15 protein-coding genes are annotated in these 19,206 nt (G+C 70.4%); 12 read left to right on the top strand and 3 right to left on the bottom strand.

All coding sequences use genetic code 11. The features are described 5' to 3' along the window. Positions 1–284: 284 nt before the first annotated feature. Positions 285–569: a hypothetical protein gene (locus ABD810_RS15245; RefSeq protein ID WP_344939469.1), complete on the bottom strand. Its 285-nt coding sequence runs from the start codon at positions 567–569 to the stop codon at positions 285–287. Positions 570–1,046: 477 nt separating this feature from the next. Here ABD810_RS15245 and ABD810_RS15250 point away from each other — a divergent pair, with 477 nt between their 5' ends. From ABD810_RS15250 to ABD810_RS15260, 3 genes are all read left to right on the top strand, one after another. Further along, positions 1,047–3,146 (top strand): SpoIIE family protein phosphatase, encoded by a 2,100-nt coding sequence (locus ABD810_RS15250; protein ID WP_344939471.1) that lies wholly within the window; start codon positions 1,047–1,049, stop codon positions 3,144–3,146. Positions 3,147–3,382: 236 nt separating this feature from the next. After that, positions 3,383–5,113: an RNA polymerase sigma factor gene (locus ABD810_RS15255; protein WP_344939473.1), complete on the top strand. Its 1,731-nt coding sequence runs from the start codon at positions 3,383–3,385 to the stop codon at positions 5,111–5,113. 145 nt (positions 5,114–5,258) lie between these two features. Beyond that, entirely contained in the window at positions 5,259–6,233 is a 975-nt protein-coding gene (locus ABD810_RS15260) for a hypothetical protein (protein ID WP_344939476.1), read from the top strand. Here ABD810_RS15260 and yaaA read toward each other — a convergent pair. Further along, positions 6,220–6,984: a peroxide stress protein YaaA gene (gene yaaA / locus ABD810_RS15265; protein WP_344939478.1), complete on the bottom strand. Its 765-nt coding sequence runs from the start codon at positions 6,982–6,984 to the stop codon at positions 6,220–6,222. The two genes, ABD810_RS15260 and yaaA, sit on opposite strands and share 14 nt — an antisense overlap. A gap of 212 nt (positions 6,985–7,196) precedes the next feature. Here yaaA and ABD810_RS15270 point away from each other — a divergent pair, with 212 nt between their 5' ends. Next, complete coding sequence (locus ABD810_RS15270; protein ID WP_344939480.1) at positions 7,197–7,928, top strand: GNAT family N-acetyltransferase; 732 nt, start codon at positions 7,197–7,199, stop codon at positions 7,926–7,928. A gap of 195 nt (positions 7,929–8,123) precedes the next feature. On the opposite strand, the gene ABD810_RS15275 is transcribed toward ABD810_RS15270, so the two are convergent. Next, positions 8,124–8,351, bottom strand: a complete 228-nt coding sequence (locus ABD810_RS15275) for a DUF7455 domain-containing protein (RefSeq protein WP_248958778.1) — start codon at positions 8,349–8,351, stop codon at positions 8,124–8,126. 243 nt (positions 8,352–8,594) lie between these two features. On the opposite strand from ABD810_RS15275, the gene ABD810_RS15280 reads away from it, so the two are divergent. From ABD810_RS15280 to ABD810_RS15315, 8 genes are all read left to right on the top strand, one after another. Next, the gene (locus tag ABD810_RS15280; protein WP_344939483.1) at positions 8,595–10,667 is read left to right on the top strand and encodes a DNA gyrase/topoisomerase IV subunit B; all 2,073 of its coding nucleotides are present in this window, start codon (positions 8,595–8,597) and stop codon (positions 10,665–10,667) included. Positions 10,668–10,954: 287 nt separating this feature from the next. Then, positions 10,955–11,548: a TetR/AcrR family transcriptional regulator gene (locus tag ABD810_RS15285; RefSeq protein WP_344939485.1), complete on the top strand. Its 594-nt coding sequence runs from the start codon at positions 10,955–10,957 to the stop codon at positions 11,546–11,548. A gap of 132 nt (positions 11,549–11,680) precedes the next feature. Next, positions 11,681–12,589 carry an ABC transporter substrate-binding protein gene (locus ABD810_RS15290; protein ID WP_344939487.1) on the top strand — a complete coding sequence of 303 codons (909 nt, stop codon included), beginning with the start codon at positions 11,681–11,683 and terminating at the stop codon, positions 12,587–12,589. Further along, positions 12,586–13,521 (top strand): amino acid ABC transporter permease, encoded by a 936-nt coding sequence (locus ABD810_RS15295; RefSeq protein WP_344939489.1) that lies wholly within the window; start codon positions 12,586–12,588, stop codon positions 13,519–13,521. Before ABD810_RS15290 ends, ABD810_RS15295 begins: the two co-directional genes overlap by 4 nt. Continuing rightward, positions 13,518–14,285 (top strand): amino acid ABC transporter ATP-binding protein, encoded by a 768-nt coding sequence (locus ABD810_RS15300; RefSeq protein WP_344939491.1) that lies wholly within the window; start codon positions 13,518–13,520, stop codon positions 14,283–14,285. The genes ABD810_RS15295 and ABD810_RS15300 overlap by 4 nt, the downstream gene beginning before the upstream one ends. Positions 14,286–14,369: 84 nt before the next feature. Continuing rightward, positions 14,370–15,989: a thiamine pyrophosphate-dependent enzyme gene (locus ABD810_RS15305; protein ID WP_344939493.1), complete on the top strand. Its 1,620-nt coding sequence runs from the start codon at positions 14,370–14,372 to the stop codon at positions 15,987–15,989. Then, positions 15,976–17,160 (top strand): Glu/Leu/Phe/Val dehydrogenase dimerization domain-containing protein, encoded by a 1,185-nt coding sequence (locus tag ABD810_RS15310; protein ID WP_344939496.1) that lies wholly within the window; start codon positions 15,976–15,978, stop codon positions 17,158–17,160. The genes ABD810_RS15305 and ABD810_RS15310 overlap by 14 nt, the downstream gene beginning before the upstream one ends. After that, positions 17,157–19,202, top strand: a complete 2,046-nt coding sequence (locus ABD810_RS15315) for an acetate--CoA ligase family protein (RefSeq protein ID WP_344939498.1) — start codon at positions 17,157–17,159, stop codon at positions 19,200–19,202. The genes ABD810_RS15310 and ABD810_RS15315 overlap by 4 nt, the downstream gene beginning before the upstream one ends. Positions 19,203–19,206 lie beyond the last annotated feature (4 nt).

Raw genomic sequence — 19,206 nt, forward strand, 5'->3', positions numbered from 1 at the left:
GCGAACACGTCGTCCGGAGGCTGGGTCCCCCTGGGGTCTCGGCGTCGTCGGCGGCTCACGCCCCTTACCTTCTCGCATTCCAGGCCCAAACGGTGCACGGAACGCCGCCTGGTGACCCCGCTGTTACCCGGGAAGCCCGGCTGTCACCCCGCCGGGCCTGCGAGTGTCACCGTCAGGGGCCATCTGCGTCACCTCTCAAGAAAGGCGGAGCCGGTGGGCCCGCCGCGCTCCCCCAGGAGACGAGGCGGGCGGCCTGGCCGGGTCCGCGTGACGGCGGGCCCGGGTCACCCGGATGGGTCGACGAGGGGGGCCGAGTTCACCAGCGCGATCAGGTGCTCGCGGGCGATGCGCTCGACGACGGTCATGGTGACGTCGACGCCGAGGTGGGCGGCGCACGCCCACACATCTTCCACGCATCGGTCGACCGTTTCGATGGGCAAGGTGAGGAACTCGTCGGACAGGCGTGCGCTGACGAGCTCCCGTGGTCCGGCCGCCCGCGTATGGGCGAGCGGCGCGGTGACGCCTCGTTCGGCGGTTCCCCCGGTGAAACGCGTTGCTAGAGCAGGCATGAGCGGCTTCGCATCCTCCGGTTAGCCGGGGGAGATCCATCCCCCGGACCAGTGCGCTGAGGGGGCGTGCGTACCCATTCCATCTTGTATCCGGGAGGTGTCAACCCCTACCGGTTAAGGGGACATCCGGCACCTCACGCCCTCTCCTGTGGGAAGCTGGTCCCAAGCGCGTTCGGCTCCCGGACGGGCCGTGCCCTACGGCACGAAGCGTTGACGTTCGGGTTCAGGACGGCGGAAGGTGAAGGCTTGGCCGAGGTGGCGAAGACCGGGCAGACCACACAGCGAGTGCCAGAAAAGTCAGCCGATCTTGCTACACACAGCGGCGCGTTTTTGACAGGATGCGTTGACCGCATCGCGGCCGGGGCTTCCGTCCGTGCGTGCCCATCGCCGATGATGTAGTGCAGATTCTGCGCTACCAATCACAGTTATGGAGATGTGCCTCGTGGGAGACCCTGGCACGCGACGGAGGTGCCGACCATGAGCGCCGAAACCTCCGTGCCCTGTCCCCGGGAGTCGGGTGTGGACATCTCAGACCCCGCCCTGTTCCAGGGTCTGCTCGCGGAGGCGCCGTTCGCCTTCGCCTTCTTCGATACGGCCGGAAGGTTCCAGCGGGTCAACCAGAGTTTCGCCGACGTCAGCGGTGTGGCCGCCGACGAGCACGCCGGCCACACGGCCGCCGAGATCCTCTCCGCCGACCTGGCCGCCCTCATCGACGCCGCCCTGCACAGGGTCGTCGAAGAGCACCGCGCGGTCGCCAACGGCGACCAGCGCTACCGCAACAAGACCACGACCGGCGAGCTGCGGCACTGGACCCTGTCGTTCTATCCGATCCACGGCGACAAGGGGGCGGTCGCCGGTGTGGCCCTGTTCGGTGTCGACGTCACCGAGCGCCAGATCACCGAAGAGGAGCTGCGCCGCAGCGAGGAGCGTTACCGCTCACTCGTCGAGTCGCAGCAGCAGCTCGTGTGGATCACCTCGCCCGCGGGCTCGGTGATCGAGGACGCCCCGCAGTGGCGCGCCATCACCGGCCAGAGCCTCGAAGAATACCTTGCCTACGGATGGCTGGAGGCCGTCCATCCCGACGACCGCCCGGCCGCCGACGAGGCCTGGCGCGAGGCCCTGCGCGGTCGCACGCTGTTCGAGTGGAGTTACCGGGTGCGTACCCGGGCAAGCGGTTACCGGCACTTCGAGGTGCGGGCGGTGCCGATCATCCGGCACGGCCGGGTCGTCGAGTGGGTGGGCGCCAACAGCGACGTCACGCCGCAGCGCGAGGCCGAGGAGATGCGCGGCCGCCTGACCGACCAGCTCGGCGCCGCCGCCCTGCGCACGGCCAGGCTCCAGGGCGCCACGGCGATGCTCGCCGAGGCCCTCACGGTCGAGCAGGTCGTCCAGGTCATCATCGATGTCGGCCGCACGGCGCTGGCCGCCGACAGGTCGGCCGTCGCCCTCCTCGACACCGATCGGGCCGCGCTGAAGCTCACCAACAGCGGCGGCCTTCCCGACGTGCCCGGGGCCTCGGGCGAGGAGATCCCGCTCTCGCAGTCCAGCGTGATGACGATGGCGGTCAACAGCCGAAGGCCCGTGTTCGCCGAGTCGCCTGAGAGCCTCAGGGCCCAGCTGGTCGAGGCGGGCGCCGAGGAGTCCGCGATCGCGACCTTCCTGGCCCACAGCGACGAGCGGGCCTGGGTCGGCCTGCCGCTGCTGGCCGCCGGGCGGGCGCTGGGCGCGCTCCGGTTCGCCTTCACCCGGCCCCAGAAGATCTCGCAGGAGGACGGGGTCTTCCTGGAGGCCCTGGCAGGCCAGTGCGCGCTCGCCGTGGAGCGAGCCACGCTGTTCGAGCGAGAGCACCGCACCGCCGAGACGCTCCAGCGCAGCCTCCTGCCCGACCGCCTGCCGGTGATCCCCGGCCTGGTGCTGGCCCAGCGTTTCCGCTCGGGCAGCAGGCACGTCCAGGTCGGCGGCGACTGGTACGACGCGTTCGTCCTGCAGGACGCGCGGGTCGCGGCCGTCGTGGGCGACGTCATGGGCAAGGGCGTCAAGGCGGCCGCGGGCATGGGCCGCATCCGCAACGCCATGCGCGCCCTGGCCCTGACCAACCCGCCGCCCGCCGCGGTGCTGACCGGCCTCGACCGCGTCTTCGACGCCACCGAGGAGGAAGAGCAGGTCACCACCCTGGCGTACATGGTCGTCGAGCCCGGCACCGGCGAGGGCACCCTCGCGCTGGCCGGTCACCCGCCGCCCCTGCTGGTGTCGCCCCAGGGCACCGGCGTCCTGTCCGAGGGTGAGCCCGGCACCCCGCTCGGCTGGCCGACCATCCGCAAGCAGTTCCGGTTCTGCGTGCCGCCCGGCCACACCGCGGTGCTCTACTCGGACGGTCTCGTGGAGAACCGCAAGCGCGGTCTCGACGCCGGACTCGCAGAACTTTGTTCCGTAGTCGGCGAGGCGCCTCCTGAAGTCCTAGGAAATCCGCATATGTTGCTTGACTTCCTGGTGGATCGGATGCTGGCCGGGTATGAGCAGGACGATGACGTCACGGTGCTCGCCGTCCATGTGCCGGCCGCCACAAAGAGTGACTGAATGAAACAGTCATAACGGTTGCTTTCGGGTATCGGTGACCCGCTTCCGTACGCACTACTGTTCCGGTCGGCCTAGGGTGGAGGGCAACCGCTGTGAGGCGGCCGTAAGGACAGCGGGGTCATGCCAGAATGCTGGGCAGGTACGTCGCGGTTCGCACGGCCCACCACCGAAAGAAGCAAGCGCCCCTAGCGGGCACCTGGGTCCATTCTCACCACGCGTTCGTTCGAGAGGTGTTCGTGTCGCCTGCAAGTTCGACTCGCTCGAAGCCGTCTGAGCTGAACGAGCCCGTCATTCAGCGGCTCATCGAGCGTGGCCGCTCGCAGGGTTTCCTCGAGTCTGAGGATGTCCGCAAGGCCTTCGAGGAGGCGGACATCCCGATGTCGCACGCCGCTGTGTTCCTTCGGAACCTCAGCAAAGAGGGCGTGACCGTCGTGGTGACCGCTGCGGACTCGGCGGCGCCCAAGAGGTCTCGTGGCCCGGCCAAGCGTCGCACCGCCGCCCCCGTAAAGAAGACAAAGACCGCCACTGCGGCGGCCAAGGAGCAGCCCGATACCGTCACGGCCGTGGTGAGTGGTGCCGGGGGCGAGGCCGCGGCGCCGGCTGAGAAGCCGGCCGCCAAGAAGCCCGTGGCCAAGAAGGCCGCGCCGGCGAAGAAGGCCACACCAGCCCCTGACGCTCCCGCCAAGGTCGCAACCCCTGCCGCCCTCGCCAAGAAGGCCAAGCCGGAGGTCGCCGTGCCCGCGTCGCCATCGTCAAAGATCGAAACAAAGCCCAAGGTCGCCTCCGAGGACGACGAAGAGCTCGACATCGAGGGCGACCTCGAGCTCGAGGACATCGACATCGACATCGACGTGGAGGTCGAGGCGGAAGCCGACACCGACACCGAGGTGGAGGTCGAGACGCCCGAGGCCGACACGCCCGAGGTCGAGGTGGAGGCCGAAGCCGAGGTCGAGGAGGAGCCGAAGGCCGGCGTCGTGGTCCAGAACGACGACGAGGTCCTGATCCTCTCCGACGACGACGACGACGCGCCCGTCGCGCAGGTCGCCGCCGCGGGAGCCACCGCCGACCCGGTGAAGGACTACCTCAAGCAGATCGGCAAGGTCCCGCTGCTCAACGCCGAGCAGGAGGTCGAGCTGGCCAAGCGCATCGAGGCCGGTCTCTTCGCCGAGGAGCAGCTGGCGAACGACGGCGAGAGGCTTCCCGTCGACGTCCGCGCCGAGCTGGAGTGGATCGCCGAGGACGGCCGCCGCGCCAAGAACCACCTGCTGGAGGCCAACCTCCGCCTCGTGGTCTCGCTGGCCAAGCGCTACACCGGCCGCGGCATGCTCTTCCTCGACCTGATCCAGGAAGGCAACCTGGGCCTGATCCGGGCGGTCGAGAAGTTCGACTACACCAAGGGTTACAAGTTCTCCACCTACGCCACGTGGTGGATCCGCCAGGCGATCACCCGTGCCATGGCCGACCAGGCGCGGACCATCCGCATCCCGGTCCACATGGTCGAAGTGATCAACAAGCTGGCCCGGGTCCAGCGGCAGATGCTGCAGGATCTCGGTCGCGAGCCGACTCCCGAGGAGCTGGCGCGCGAGCTCGACATGACCCCTGAGAAGGTCGTCGAGGTCCAGAAGTACGGCCGCGAGCCGATCTCCCTGCACACTCCTCTCGGCGAGGAGGGCGACAGCGAGTTCGGTGACCTCATCGAGGACTCCGAGGCCATCGTCCCGGCCGACGCGGTCAGCTTCACCCTGCTCCAGGAGCAGCTCCACTCCGTGCTCGACACGTTGTCGGAGCGTGAGGCGGGCGTGGTCTCCATGCGGTTCGGCCTCACCGATGGCCAGCCGAAGACGCTCGACGAGATCGGCAAGGTCTACGGGGTGACGCGCGAGCGCATCCGGCAGATCGAGTCCAAGACCATGTCGAAGCTTCGCCACCCGTCGCGCTCGCAGGTCCTGCGCGACTACCTCGACTGATGACGGCACGGCTCTCGCCCCCTATAAGGGCGGGAGCCGTTCCTCGTCGGTTACGGGCACCATAGGCCCCGTCGTCACCCTCATTAACGCACCCGTAACGCCACGGTAGCGACGGATGTCTCGACGGCTTCTAGGCTTACCCGCCATGGGTGTGATCGAAGTGGATCGGGCGCGTGCTCGGGGGCCACGACTGATCGCAAGCCGTCCCTGGGCGGACACCGTGCTCGATGACGCGGTGACCGCGCTGGGACGTGGATATCTCGAACCCGCCATTCCCGCGCTCGTCGCGACCCGGGGTGATCCCGAGGTGCGTGCGTTGCGTGTCGAGGCGCTGGCCAGGGCCGCCGTGGGTCTCACGGGCGGCATCGAAGCCCTTCTCTCGCGAGATCGGGTCAATCCCGACCTGTGGCTGTGGCTCGGCCGCACCCGTGTCGAGGAGGCCTGGGAGATCAAGCCGGACGTCCGGGCGCGCGCCGTACAGGCCGATCGCCTGCGCCTGTTCCACCAGGCGATGGAGTCGGCGCGGGCGCCGCTGCTGGCGGCGGCCCGGCTCATGCCCGCCGACCCCGCGCCCTGGGTCGCCCTGCTCTGGCTGGCGCTGGGGCTGGAGCGTCCGAGGGCGGAGAAGGACCACCTCTGGGACGAGGCGGCGCGCCGCCATCGCACGCTGTTCGCCGCCCACCTCGCCCGGCTGATCACGCTCTCTCCCGGCTGGGGCGGCACGAGCCAGGAGATGCTCGACTTCGCCCGGTACGCCGGCTCACACGCGCCCGACAGGGATCCCCTGGCGGCGCTGGTGCCCCTCGCGTACTTCGAGCACGTCGCCGGCGAGCGCTCCGGGCGGTCGCGCGCCTGGTCGTCCTTCGAGGTGCAGCGAGAGATCACCTCGGCGGCCGGCCGGTGGCACCAGGCGCGGGGGGTGCGGGCCCACCCCAGGGCCCTGGAGGCGCACAACGCGTTCGGCGCGGCCTTCTACCTCGCGGACATGCGACGGCCCGCCAGAGGACACCTCTCGCGTACGGAGGGGCGGTTCAGCGCCCTGCCCTGGTCGCATCTGGGCGATCCCGAGAAGGAGTTCCACAAGGCCCGTGCACGGCTGAATGTGGTCACGAGCGGATAACGACATCCAGGGTCCAAGGCCTGCCCTTGCCGGGCCGGGGGCCGAGTTCGGTGAGGTGGCCGAGGTCGCCCAGCAGCTCCGCGAGCTGCTGTGGGGTCCTCGGGCGGGCGCCGGACTCCAGCAGGGAACGGGCGACCGCGCCGCGTGTGGCCTTGGCCATGTGGCTGACGACCGAACGCCTGCCGTCGACCTCTCTCAGCACGCGCACCGTCGTGGCGCGCGAACCGGGCTGCCACGCCTGGGCGTACGTCGAGGACCGCAGATCGACGACCACGCCGCCCTCGGCGTCGAGAACCTCGGCCAGGTGGGGGCGCCAGTGGGCCGCCAGGCCGCCCAGGGGCGGCAACCTCACCCCCATGGACAGGCGATAGGGCGGGACACGGTCGGAGATCCGCAGCGCGCCCCACAGCCCCGAGAAGACGATCACCGAACGCCTTGCCCGGCGGCGGGCGGGGGCGCTCAGGGAGTCCAGCCCGAGATTGTCGTACAGCACACCGGTGTAGAGCCGCGCCGCGGTGAGGGTGGGAGCGGTGCGCAGCCGGCGGTCGGCGGCGAGCTCACCGGCCTGCCCGGGGGAGAGGCCCAGCACGGCCAGCGCGTCGGCCTCCGGCCCCTTCGCCAGGGCGGTGAGCGCGTCGAGGGCCTTCTCGCGCGCGGAGGTCAGGGCGGGGAAGCTCAGGGCGTCGAGCTCCAGAGCGGGCCCGTCGCCCTGGGCGGCCTTGCCCTCGGACGGCGGCAGCAGGATCAGCACGGATGCCGATCCTAGCCCTCGCAGGTCAGATAGGTCATGCCACCCCCGGGCGCGGTCGTCCTGGAGAAGGTCCGAGCGGGGGCCGGGCAGGCCGGCCGGGACGCGGAGGCGGGGCGGCGTGGTGGTCCGAGCGGGGGCCGGGCAGGCCGGCCGGGACGCGGAGGCGGGGCGGCGTGGTGGCCCGGGGGAGGGGATGGGCTAATGTGCGCTGGATGATCGGGGAGTATCTCGACTTCGACGCCCTCGTCCATCGTGCCTGGCCTGCGCCGTACCAGGAGGACCTCGACGGATGGGTCCTGCGCCACGCCGACGGCGTGACGAAGCGGGCCAATTCCGTCCTTCCCTGGGCCGAGCCTGAGGACCTCGATGCGGCGGTCGACGCGGCGGAGAAGTTCTACGCCGAGCGAGGGCTGCCGTGCGTCTTCTCCATGGGCCCGCGCGCGGCGCCGGGCCTCGACCAGATGCTGGCCGGGCGCGGATACCGCGTGGTCGACGAGACGGCGTACATGACCACTTCGATGGCGGAGGAGCCGGAGCCCGCCGCGCACGAGGTGAAGATCGCGGACCGGCCGGCGGAAGAGTGGCTGGCCACCTGGTGGGCGGTGGACGGGCGCTTCGGGGAGGACGGCCTGCGGGGCGCCGGGCGGATACTGCGGGGAACGCCCGCGAGCTACGCGGCCGTTCACCAGGACGGCAAGCCGGTCGCCGTGGGCCGTTCCGTGCTCCAAGGCGGCACGCTGGGGATCTACTGCATGGCGACGCTGCCCGGCGCGCGACGTCGCGGGCTCGGGCGCAGTGTCCTGCGCGCCCTGCTCGCGCACGGCCGGGCACGGGGGGCCACGAACGCCTACCTGGTGGTCGTGGCGGCCAACTCCGCGGCCGTCGCGTTGTACACGAAGGAGGGCTTCACCCTGTCAGGCCGGTACCACTACCGCGTGCGGTGACGCCGGTCGCTGTCGCGGCCGGCGCTCCCGCCGGGGCGTCGCCACATGGGCGGCCCCGAGGCGGAGGCGGGACCGGCCTGAGAGAGAGCGACGCGGCGAGCCTCGAGGTGGCGTCCGGGGGGACGCCATCTGAGATCGCCGCGTTCGCTTATGCGGTTGTGCTCGATTATTTGGGTCAGAGCGGCAGGCGCATGCTCACCGCTCGGTGGTGTTCGATGTAGGGGTTTCGCTCAGGCGCGCGGACTCGTCCTGGATGTCGGCACCCTTGTCGCGCAGAGCCGCGACGTGCCGACGCCCGTGGTGGGCGCAGAACAGCAGCTCCCCGCCCACGGGGAGGGACGCGCGGATGTACGCCTGGGCGCCGCACCGGTCGCAACGATCCACGGCGGTAAGCGGCTTGGTGGGGGCGAGAGCTCCAGTCACGTATCGCCTTTCGGGTCACCCCACTGACGTGGGGATTTGGCGTCAGTCACTTGGCTCAACATCTAACCCGATGCGGACGTTCCCAATCGCCTTCCGGATACGCCGAGAGCAGAATGTGTCGTTAAGTGACGTGAATACAGCTCCGGCTGACGCAGAACCCCTTGTTGGTGGCACGCTTAGGCGCGCCGGAACATCAGAAACGGTAGGCTACGCACACATGTTCGATGCTCAGTGGGAGTGGGAGTGACCGCAGTCAGCACGGAGACGGGTTACACGGCCCGTCATCTGTCGGTGCTGGAGGGCCTTGAGGCCGTCCGTAAGCGCCCCGGAATGTACATCGGGTCCACTGACAGCCGCGGTCTCATGCACTGCCTCTGGGAGATCGTGGACAACTCCGTCGACGAGGCTCTCGCCGGCTTCTGCAAGCGCATCGAGGTCGAGCTGTTCCCCGACGGCTCCATCGAGGTCCGCGACGACGGCCGGGGCATCCCCGTCGACGTCGAGCCCAAGAGCGGTCTCGCCGGCGTCGAGCTCGTCTACACCAAGCTTCACGCGGGCGGCAAGTTCGGCGGCGGCTCCTACGGGGCCTCCGGTGGCCTGCACGGCGTCGGCGCCTCCGTGGTCAACGCCCTGTCGGCCAGGCTCGACGTCGAGGTCGACCGCGGCGGGCGCATCCACGAGATCAGCTTTCGCCGGGGCGTGCCCGGCGTGTTCGACGGCGCCGGCCCCACCGCCAAGTTCAAGAAGAAGTCCGGCCTGCGCGACGGCGGCGCTCTCCGCAAGAAGATCACCGGCACGCGGGTGCGCTGGTGGGTCGACAGCCAGATCTTCCTGCCCGAGGCAGAGGTCTCGCTCGACGAGATCCATGTCCGCGCCCGGCAGACCGCCTTCCTGGTCCCCGGGCTCACGATCGCGGTGCGCGACAGCCGCGGCGAGGAGCCGCTGGAGGAGGAGTTCCGCTTCGACGGCGGCATCTCCGAGTTCACCGAGTTCCTGGCTCGCGACGAGTCCGTCTGCGACGTCATGCGGCTGCAGGGTGTGGGTCACTTCCACGAGACCGTCCCGGTGCTCGACGAGCAGGGCCACATGACCTCCACCGAGGTCGAGCGCGAGCTCACGGTGGACGTCGCGGTCCGCTGGGGCAAGGGCTATGAGACGACCGTCCGCTCGTTCGTCAACGTGATCGCCACGCCCAAGGGCGGCACCCACGTCAGCGGCTTCGAGCGCGCCCTGGTCCGCACGATGAACGAGCAGCTCAGGGAGACCCGCCTGCTCAAGAACGGCGACGATCCGGTCACCAAGGAGGACATCCTCGAGGGCCTCACCGCCGTCGTGACGGTCCGGGTGCCCGAGCCGCAGTTCGAGGGGCAGACCAAGGAGGTGCTCGGCACCTCGGCGGCCAGCCGCATCGTCTCCCACGTCGTCACCAGGGAGCTCAAGCAGCTGTTCGCCAGCACCAAGCGCGCCCACAAGCTCCAGTTGCGCGCCGTGCTGGAGAAGATCGTCTCGGCGGCCAAGGCCCGCATCGCCGCCCGGGAGCACCGCGACAACCAGCGCCGCAAGAGCGCCCTGGAGAACTCCGCGCTGCCCGCCAAGCTGGTCGACTGCCGCAGTGACGCGGTCGACCGCAGCGAGCTGTTCATCGTCGAGGGCGACTCGGCCCTCGGCACCGCCCGCGCGGCGCGCGACTCCGAGTTCCAGGCCCTGCTGCCCATCCGCGGCAAGATCCTCAACGTGCAGAAGGCCTCTGTGGCCGACATGCTCAAGAACGCCGAGTGTGCCGCGATCATCCAGGTCATCGGCGCCGGCTCCGGGCGGGGGTTCGACATCGAGGCCGCGCGCTACGGCAAGGTCATCCTGATGGCCGACGCCGACGTCGACGGCGCCCACATCCGCTGCCTGCTGCTGACGTTGTTCCACCGCTACATGAAGCCCATGGTCGAGGCGGGGCGCGTGTTCGCCGCGGTGCCTCCCCTGCACCGCATCGAGGTCGTCAATCCGGGCAGGGGCAAGGAGAAGTACATCTACACCTACTCCGACGCCGAGCTGCACAAGGTGCTGCGCGACCTCGAGCGCCGGGGCAAGCGCTGGAAGGATCCCATCCAGCGCTACAAGGGCCTCGGCGAGATGGACGCCGACCAGCTCGCGGAGACGACCATGGAGCCACGCCACCGCACGCTCCGCCGGGTCCGCATCCAGGACGTCGAGGCGGCCGAGCAGATCTTCGCTCTGCTCATGGGCAGTGACGTGGCCCCGCGCCGCGAGTTCATCGTCGGCAGCGCGGCCGAGGTCGACCGCGACCACATCGACGCCTGAGAGCATCGCCCGGCGGCGCACGCCGCCCGAGGGCGACGTCCCTAGGCCGCGCCTATCCCACGACGCACGCCGCCCGAGGTGGACCTACACCGACCGGCGTCGGCCAGGAAGACCACCGGCAGGTGCGGCGGTCAGCCGGCAGCCTGCGTCCTGGAGGTTCATGACGGGGTTCTTCGTCTCCAGCTCGGTGACCGGCAGGACCCGGCGCTGCGGCTTGGCATCCCAGGGAACTGACCGGTCAGTCAAGTTATACTGGGTGATCTTCTCACGGCACAAGGATGGTATCCATGGCGCGCAGGCTGGTGGAGGAGGAGGAGCGCAGAGCGCTGATCCTCAGCTCTGCTTGGAAGGTGCTCATCGAACGGGGGTACGCCGCAGCACGCGTCGCCGACATCGCCCGGCTGAGCGGCACCAGCACGGGGACCGTGCATTACTACTTCCCGACCAAGGAGGACGTGCTCGACCAGGCGCTGCGCTACGCCGCCGACCGGGCTTTCGATCGCCACCACCGGATGCTGAGCGAGCTCACCGATCCGGCCGAGCGCCTACGGCGGCTGGTGGAGTTGCAGATTCCCGACCGTACGGTCCGGGACGAATGGACCATCTGGCTCGAATTCTGGAACGAGGCGAACCGGCGTGAGCCGCTTCGCGCCAGCCATGCGGCCATCTACCACCGGTGGCGCGCGCTCATCGTGCAGCTCGTCCAGGAAGGGCAGGACCAAAGGCTGTTTGCGGCCGAACTGGACGTGGACGACATCACCGAGGAGTTCATCGCTCTCGTCGACGGCCTCGGCCTGCACATCTTGCTGGAGCCGGGCGAGGCCGCTCGCGAACGGATGCGCCGGATCCTGTTTCGGATGATCGACGGCCTGCGGGCATGACTCACGTCATCGACGGTACCGGCTCGCCGCCAAGCAGTTTTCTGTCTGACGAATCAGTTAATTGCTATTGACCTGCGAGTGAGTCGGCCAACAAGATGGGCTCCTCCATGAACCCTCGCTGGAGGTGCTGTCTTGTCACGCAACCGACGCTGGGCGCCGTCCCTCGCACTGGCTTCACTTGCCCTGGTCGGCGCGTGCGCCACGCCGACCGACGCTCCCGCCGCCAAGCCGTCCAAGGAGGGCCCTGCCGCCCTGGCGAAGGACACGCAGGCCGCCACGCTTCTGCCTGAGGACGTCAAGAAGGCGGGCGTCATCCGGGTCGGCGCCGAAGTCGGGTACGCGCCCATGTCCTTCTTCGACGCCGACGGTAAGACGATCATCGGTGCGGAGCCGGATCTCATGGCGGCTGTCGGTCAGGCCCTCGGCGTCAAGGTCGAGTGGACCAACACCGCCTGGGACGGCATCTTCCCCGCGCTGAACTCAGGCCGCTTCGATGTCGTCGTCAACGCCGTGACCGACACCAAGGAGCGTGAGGCCCAGAACGACTTCGTCCAGTACTTCAGCGCGGGCAGCGCGCTGCTGGTCAAAAAGGGCAACCCGAAGAAGATCCAGGGTCTGGCCGACCTGTGCGGCAAGACCGTCGCCCTGCAGACCGGCACCCAGCAGGTCGACATCGTCAAGGGCCAGCAGGCGAAGTGCGGGGCGAGCAAGATCAAGGTTTTGGTCTATCCGGCCGACAGCGGCGCCGTCCTCCAGGTTCGGAACGGCCGGGCGGACGCGGGCATGCAGGACTTCCCCGCGGCCGCGTGGAACGCCCAGCGGGCCGGAGGCGGCAAGCTGTTCGAAGTGCTGACCTCGGAGCAGTACAAGCCCGGCTCTTATGGAATCGTCATCGCCAAGAACCGCACCCAGCTGCGCGACGCCATCCAGGCGGGGTTGAAGAAGGCCATCGAGTCCGGCGCCTACGCCAAGATCCTGGAGAAGTGGAACATCTCGGCGGGCTCGCTGACCACGGCGCAGATCAACGGAGCGCAGGAGTGATCAACCCGGTCCCGGCGGCGGAACCGGCCCGCGTCCACCGCCGTCCGCGGTGGGGAAGCCGGGTGCTGGCCGCCGCCATCCTGTTCTTCCTGCTCTTCCTCGGGCAGAGCGTCGTCAGCAACCCCAACGTCGACTACCACGTCGTCGTGCAGTACCTGTTCAACATCGAGATCATGCGCGGGCTGCTCGTGACCTTGGTGCTGGCGGTGCTGGCACAGTTGGTCGGCGTCGCGCTCGGCGCGGTGCTCGCGGTGATGCGGATGTCGGACAACTCGGTCCTGCGTAGCATGGCGGGCGCCTATATCTGGTTCTTCCGCGGCACGCCGATTCTGGTTCAGCTCCTGTTCTGGTACAACTTGTCGCTCTGGTTTCCGACGATCTCCTTCGGCGTCCCCTGGGGGCCGACGTTCGTCGAGGTCACGACCACCGCGGTGATGACCAGCTTTGTCTCCGCGGCCCTCGGGCTCGCGCTCAACGAGGCCGCCTACATGGCGGAGATCGTGCGCGCCGGCATCCTCTCCATCGACCGCGGTCAGACCGAGGCCGCTCTCGCGATGGGCCTCACCCCACGCCGGACGATGACGCGCATCGTCCTTCCCCAGGCCATGCGCGTGGTGATCCCGCCGACCGGCAACGAGTTCATCTCCATGCTCAAGACCACCTCCCTGGTCCAAGTGATCGCCGGCGACGACCTGCTGACAAAGTCGCTCAACTTCGCCCACATCAACTCCCAGACGATCGAGTTCCTCATCGTCGCCAGCGTCTGGTACCTGCTGCTCACCTCGGTCGCGACGTACGGGCAGCACCATCTGGAGGCGTACTACTCGCGCGGCTCCTCTCACAATGGGGGCGGTCCTCCCGGCCCGACGCTGCGGGCCCGGCTACGTGGGAACCTGTTCAGCCTCCGCCGGGCGGAAAGGGGCGCGGCATGAGCGGCCCGATGGTCAGCGCGCAGGGCGTGCACAAGCACTTCGGCGACCTGCATGTGCTCAAGGGCATCGACCTGGAGGTGGCTCCCGGCGAGGTCGTCTGCGTGATCGGCCCTTCGGGATCGGGCAAGTCGACGTTCCTGCGCTGTGTCAACCATCTCGAACGGGTGGACGCCGGCAAGGTCCTCGTCGATGGCGAGATCATCGGCTACCACGAAAAGGACGACGGCCTGCACGAGATGAGCCACGCCGAGGTCGCCCGGCAGCGGTCGACGATCGGCATGGTGTTCCAGCGGTTCAACCTGTTCCCCAACATGACCGCGCTGGAGAACGTCGTCTGCGGTCCGATATGGGTCAACGGCGAGAATCGTACGGGTGCCGTCGAGCGCGGCCGCCGGCTTCTGGACAGGGTCGGGCTGGCGGACAAGGTGGACGGCTACCCGGCCCAGCTGTCGGGCGGCCAGCAGCAGCGGGTGGCGATCGCGAGGGCCCTGGCGATGCGGCCCAAGCTCATGCTGTTCGACGAGCCGACCTCGGCGCTCGACCCCGAGCTGGTCGGCGAGGTCCTCGACGTCATGGGCGACCTCGCGAGGGACGGTATGACCATGCTCGTCGTGACCCACGAGATCGGGTTCGCGCGCGGGGTGGCCGACCGGATCGCCTTCATGGACGGCGGCAGCATCGTCGAGTGCGGCACCCCCGCTCAGGTGATCGGGCAGCCCCGGCACGAGCGCACCCGCGCCTTCCTGTCCAAAGTGCTGAGCTGATCTTCCAAGGCTCCAGGGCCTTGGAGGGCCTGGGCATCCGCGTGTCCTTCGATTCAACTGACCGATCAATTAGGAGTGCCATCCATGGAAGAGGGATGGGGCAGGACCGCCGGCGAGGTGGTGGCGGCCGGGCTGGCGGCACACGGCGTGGAGCTGGTCTTCGGCATTCCGGGGACGCACAACCTCGGGATCTACGCGGCGCTGCCGGCCGCGGGCATCGGTCACGTCGTCCCACGGCACGAGCAGGGCGCCGGGTACGCCGCGGACGCGTACGCGCGAGTCACCGGGCGGCCGGGCGTGGTGCTGACCACGACAGGCCCCGGGATCATGAACGCTGCCACGGCGGCGGCACAGGCGTACTCGGACTCGATCCCGCTGCTGCTGCTCAGCCCCGGAATGCCCCGGACGAGCCCTCCGAGCGGCCGCGGCCATCTGCACGAGGCCAAGGACCAGCGGGCCGCCATGGACGCACTGGTGGGGCAGAGCATCCGGGTGGACAACCACGCCGCGCTCGCGGCGGCCATCGCGGACGCGTTCGCCGGGTTCGCCGCCGCCCGGCCGCGGCCCGTGCACATCGAGATCCCCCTGGACATGGTTGACGAGATCGCGGACGTCGAGATCCTCGGCCCCCTGCCAGGTCCGCGGCCGGTCGCAAACCCCGGTGCCGTCGCCAGGGCCGCCGCCATGCTGACCGCGGCCCGGCGGCCGCTCGTGATCGCTGGGGGAGGGACGGCCGAGTCCGCCGGTCCACTGCGCCGGCTCGCGGAGCGGCACGCCATCCCCGTGCTGACCACATTCAACGGTAAGGGAACGCTCCCGGAGGACCACGAGCAGTCGCTGGGCGCGGGCGTGCACTCCCCGGCCGCGGCCGACATCTTCGGCGAGGCCGACGTCGTGCTGGCCGTCGGCACCGAGCTCGGCGGGGCCGACTTCTGGAACGGCTGGCCCGAGCTCGGCGGGCGCCTGATCCGCCTGGACATCGACCCGGCGCAGGCCCACCTCAACTACACGGCCGCCGAGGCGCTGATCGGCGACGCGGGACCCACGCTGGCCCGTCTGGACGAGGCGATGACCGGGGATGGGCCGCCCGACGGACGCCCGACGCGGCGGTGGCGGTCCGCGCTGGCGGCCTACCGAGCCGCGGAGGGGGCACGGTGGCTGCACGCGCTGGACGCGATCCACGGCGTGCTCGCCCGGGACGCGATCGTGACGGGCGACAGCGCGATGGCCTGCTACTACGGGGCCGCAGGAAACCTCCCCCGCTACCTGCCCCGCGGCTTCCTCTACCCGACCGGCTTCGGCACGCTCGGCTACGCGCTGCCCGCCGCCATCGGGGCCAAGCTCGCCGCTCCGGAGCGCCAGGTCGTCGCGCTGACCGGCGATGGAGGGCTCATGTTCACCATCGCCGAGCTCGCCACGGCCGTCCAGCAGGAGCTCTGCCTGCCCGTGGTCGTCTTCGACAACTCGGGTTACGGGGAGATCAGGGCCGAGATGCGGGCGCGGTCCATGGAGCCGTACGCGGTCGACCTCGCCGCGCCCGACTTCGTGGCGCTGGCGGCGGCGATGGGGGCGGCGGGGGCGTCCGCGCCGACCCCCGAGCACCTCGCGACCGAGCTTGCCCTGGCGTTGGAACGGCCGGGCCCGACGCTCATCGTGACACCGGAAGCATCGATCCCAGAGGGAGTGAACCGTGAGGGAGCATGACTCCTACCTCGAAGTCGTCTGGACGGACCCGGTCACCGGCCGCAAAGGCTTCGTGGTGATCGACTGCCTCACGAGGGGGGTGAGCGCCGGCGGGCTTCGGATGCGCGAGGGATGCACGCTCGACGAGGTACGCGACCTGGCCCGGGCGATGACGCTGAAGGAGTCCGTGGTCTACTCCGAACATGATCGCTACATCCCCTTCGGTGGATCGAAAGGCGGCATCGACTGCAGCCCGTACGACCCGGAGGCCCGCGGCGTGCTCGCCCGGTACGCCCGCGCCACCAAGCCGCTCATCGAGACGTGCTTCGCCACCGGCGAGGACCTGGGAGTCCGGCAGGAGGTCATCGACGAGGTCTTCGCTGCCGAGGGAATCACCTCCTCGGTGCAGTCGACCTTCAGGCTCGTCCAGGACGGCGCGGAGGCGGGTCACCGCCGGCTCCGGGAGGCGTTCGCCGTGCAAGTGGACGGCGTCGGCCTGGACGGCGTCGTCGGCGGATACGGCGTGGCGGCGGTCGCGCTGGAGACACTGGAGCACCTGGGGATCGTCCCCGGCGAGTCACGAGCGGTGATCCAGGGGTTCGGGTCCATGGGCGGGGCGAGCGCCCGCTACCTCGCCGCGGCGGGTGTCCGCGTCGTCGGGATCGCCGACGTGCGCGGCCTCGTCGCCAACCCCGAGGGCCTGGACGTCGAAGGGCTGCTGCTGTCCCGTGACCAGCACGGCGCCATCGACCGGAGGCGGCTCGGCCCCGGCGACCGTGAGCTGCCAGGCGACGAGTGGCTTTCGATGGACGCCGAACTGCTGGTGCCGGCGGCCCTCTCGTACACGATCACGCCCGCGAACTGCGACCAGGTCCGTGCCCGCGCGATCGTGGAGGCAGCGAACTGCCCGACCGTCCCCGAAGCTGAGGAACGCCTCGCCGCACGAGGCGTGGCCGTCATCCCGGACTTCGTCGCCAACGTCGGGACCAACGCCTGGTGGTGGTGGACCGTCTTCGGCGACATAGCCCCGGAAGCCGAGAGCTCCTTCAAGAAGATCGACTCCACTCTGCGGCCCCTCACCCGCGAGATGCTCGCCCGAGCGGCGAGCGAGCGCACCACGCCGCGCACCGCCGCCACCGCCATCTCCCTGGAGAAGCGTGCCCTGGTCGAGGCCGCGGTGAACGGCAGGTGAGCAGGGACCTGTCCGCGCTGTTCGATCCCGCGTCGGTGGCCGTGGTCGGGGCGAGCGATGACCCGGCCAAGTGGGGGAACTGGCTGGCGCGCGGGGCGCTCGCCGGACGGTCCCGCCGGACGGTCCACCTGGTGAACCGCAGGGCCGGTACCGTCCTGGGGGAGAAGGCCTACACCTCCCTGGCGCAGATCGGCGCACCCGTCGAGCTCGTGGTCGTCGCGGTACCCGCGGCCGCCTTCGCCTCCGCGGTCCACGAGGCGCTGGAGGCGGGGGCCCGGGCGATCGTAGGGATCAGCGCGGGGCTGGGCGAGGCCGGCGAGGACGGCGCCCGGCTCCAGCGGGAGCTCCAGGCCGACGTCCGCGCCGCCGACGCGGTGCTGCTCGGCCCGAACTGCCTTGGCGTGATGGACAGCGCCGCCGAATTACACCTGGTGTCCAACCCGATGCCGGCCGGCCGGGTCGCGCTCCTGTCGCAATCGGGCAACCTCTCACTGGAGCTCGGTCGCATGCTCCAGTGGCACGGCCACGGCTTCTCCCGGTTCGCCTCGCTCGGCAACCAGGCCGACCTGGACGTGGCCGACCTGCTGGTCGCCTGCGCCGAGCACAAGGGCACCGACGCGATCGCCGTCTACTGCGAGGACTTCCGCGACGGCCGCCGCTTCGTCGCCGCGGCACGGCGCGCGGGCGAGACCGGCAAGCCGGTCGTGCTGCTCACCGTCGGCTCCTCCGAGGCCTCCCGCCGAGGCGCCCGCTCCCACACCGGCTCGCTGGTCAGCGGGTCGTCGGTGGTGGACGCCGCGTGCGCGGCCGGTGGCGTACTCCGCGTCGCCACCCCCGCCCAGCTCGCCGACCTCCTCGCCGCCCTGCTGTCCGGCGTACGCCCCGACGGCCATGCCGGGCGAAGGCTGGCGGTGCTCTCCGACGGCGGCGGGCACGCGTCGATCGCGGCGGACGTCGCGGAGGTGGCCGGGCTGCGGGTGCCTGAGCTGAGCTCGGCCGTCATGGCGGAACTGGCGGCCGAGCTCCCGCCCACCGCGGCCACCGCCAACCCGATCGACGTCGCCGGCGGCGGCGAGCAGGACATCACCTGCTTTTCCCGCGTGACCCGTGGACTGCTCGGTTCGGGCGAGGTCGACGCGGTGCTGCTGACCGGCTACTTCGGCGGCTACGGCGAGTACAGCCCGGAGCTGGCCGAGCGGGAGGTCGAGGTGGCGGACGCGCTGGCCCGAGCCGCCCGGGAGGCCGGCCGGCCGCTGGTCGTCCACTCGATGTATCCCGACACCCCGGCGGCGGCGGCGCTCCGCTCGGGTCGGGTCCCGGTTTACCGGACCGTGGAGGCCGCCGTGGGAGCTCTCGCCCGGGTCATGGCCGCTCCGCCCGCCGTACCCGCACCGCTGCCGATCCCCGTGCCGGCCGAGCCGGTGAGTGAGGACGACTACTGGAGCTCCCGGGCGCTGCTGGCGGAGGCGGGCGTGCCGTTCCCCGCGGCCGTCCTCGTGTACGACGAGGCGGGACTGACCGCCGCCCCCGGTTTCCCGTGCGTGTTGAAAGCCGTCGGGCTGCTGCACAAGTCGGACGCGGGCGGCGTGTCGCTCGGCATCCCGGACGCGGCTTCGCTGACGGCCGCCTACCGCGACCTGCAGGACCGGCTGGGGCCGCTGCCCTGCACGGTCGAGCAGATGGCCGACGTCTCGGGCGGTGTCGAGCTCATCGCCGGCGTCCGGCGGGATCCCCGGTTCGGACCGGTGGCCATGGTGGGATTGGGCGGCGTCTACACCGAGATCCTGGCCGACGTCGCCTGCGCTCTGGCTCCCCTGCGGGCCGACGAGGCGGAGCGGCTGCTGGCCGGACTGCGCGGGGCCGCCCTCCTGCGCGGTGCCCGGGGCCGAACCCCGGTGGACGTCGCGGCGGCGGCCCGCGTCATCGCCGCCATCACTGAGCTCGCCGCGGCCCATCCGGAGATCGCCGAGCTGGAAGTCAACCCTTTGCTCGTCACCCCGCGAGGCGCGCTCGCTCTCGACGCGCGCATCGTCCTTTCCTGATCAG

Origin of the sequence: Sphaerisporangium flaviroseum, assembly GCF_039537005.1 — a bacterium.
In the GTDB taxonomy this organism is placed as follows: Bacteria; Actinomycetota; Actinomycetes; order Streptosporangiales; family Streptosporangiaceae; genus Sphaerisporangium; species Sphaerisporangium flaviroseum.

Excerpts from the sequence above, each read along its gene's own strand:
- ABD810_RS15245 (WP_344939469.1), bottom strand. The coding sequence starts at position 569 with ATGCCTGCTCTAGCAACGCGTTTCACCGGGGGAACCGCCGAACGAGGC.
- ABD810_RS15260 (WP_344939476.1), top strand. The coding sequence starts at position 5,259 with ATGGGTGTGATCGAAGTGGATCGGGCGCGTGCTCGGGGGCCACGACTG.
- ABD810_RS15300 (WP_344939491.1), top strand. The coding sequence starts at position 13,518 with ATGAGCGGCCCGATGGTCAGCGCGCAGGGCGTGCACAAGCACTTCGGC.
- ABD810_RS15250 (WP_344939471.1), top strand. The coding sequence starts at position 1,047 with ATGAGCGCCGAAACCTCCGTGCCCTGTCCCCGGGAGTCGGGTGTGGAC.
- ABD810_RS15305 (WP_344939493.1), top strand. The coding sequence starts at position 14,370 with ATGGAAGAGGGATGGGGCAGGACCGCCGGCGAGGTGGTGGCGGCCGGG.
- ABD810_RS15285 (WP_344939485.1), top strand. The coding sequence starts at position 10,955 with ATGGCGCGCAGGCTGGTGGAGGAGGAGGAGCGCAGAGCGCTGATCCTC.
- ABD810_RS15270 (WP_344939480.1), top strand. The coding sequence starts at position 7,197 with ATGATCGGGGAGTATCTCGACTTCGACGCCCTCGTCCATCGTGCCTGG.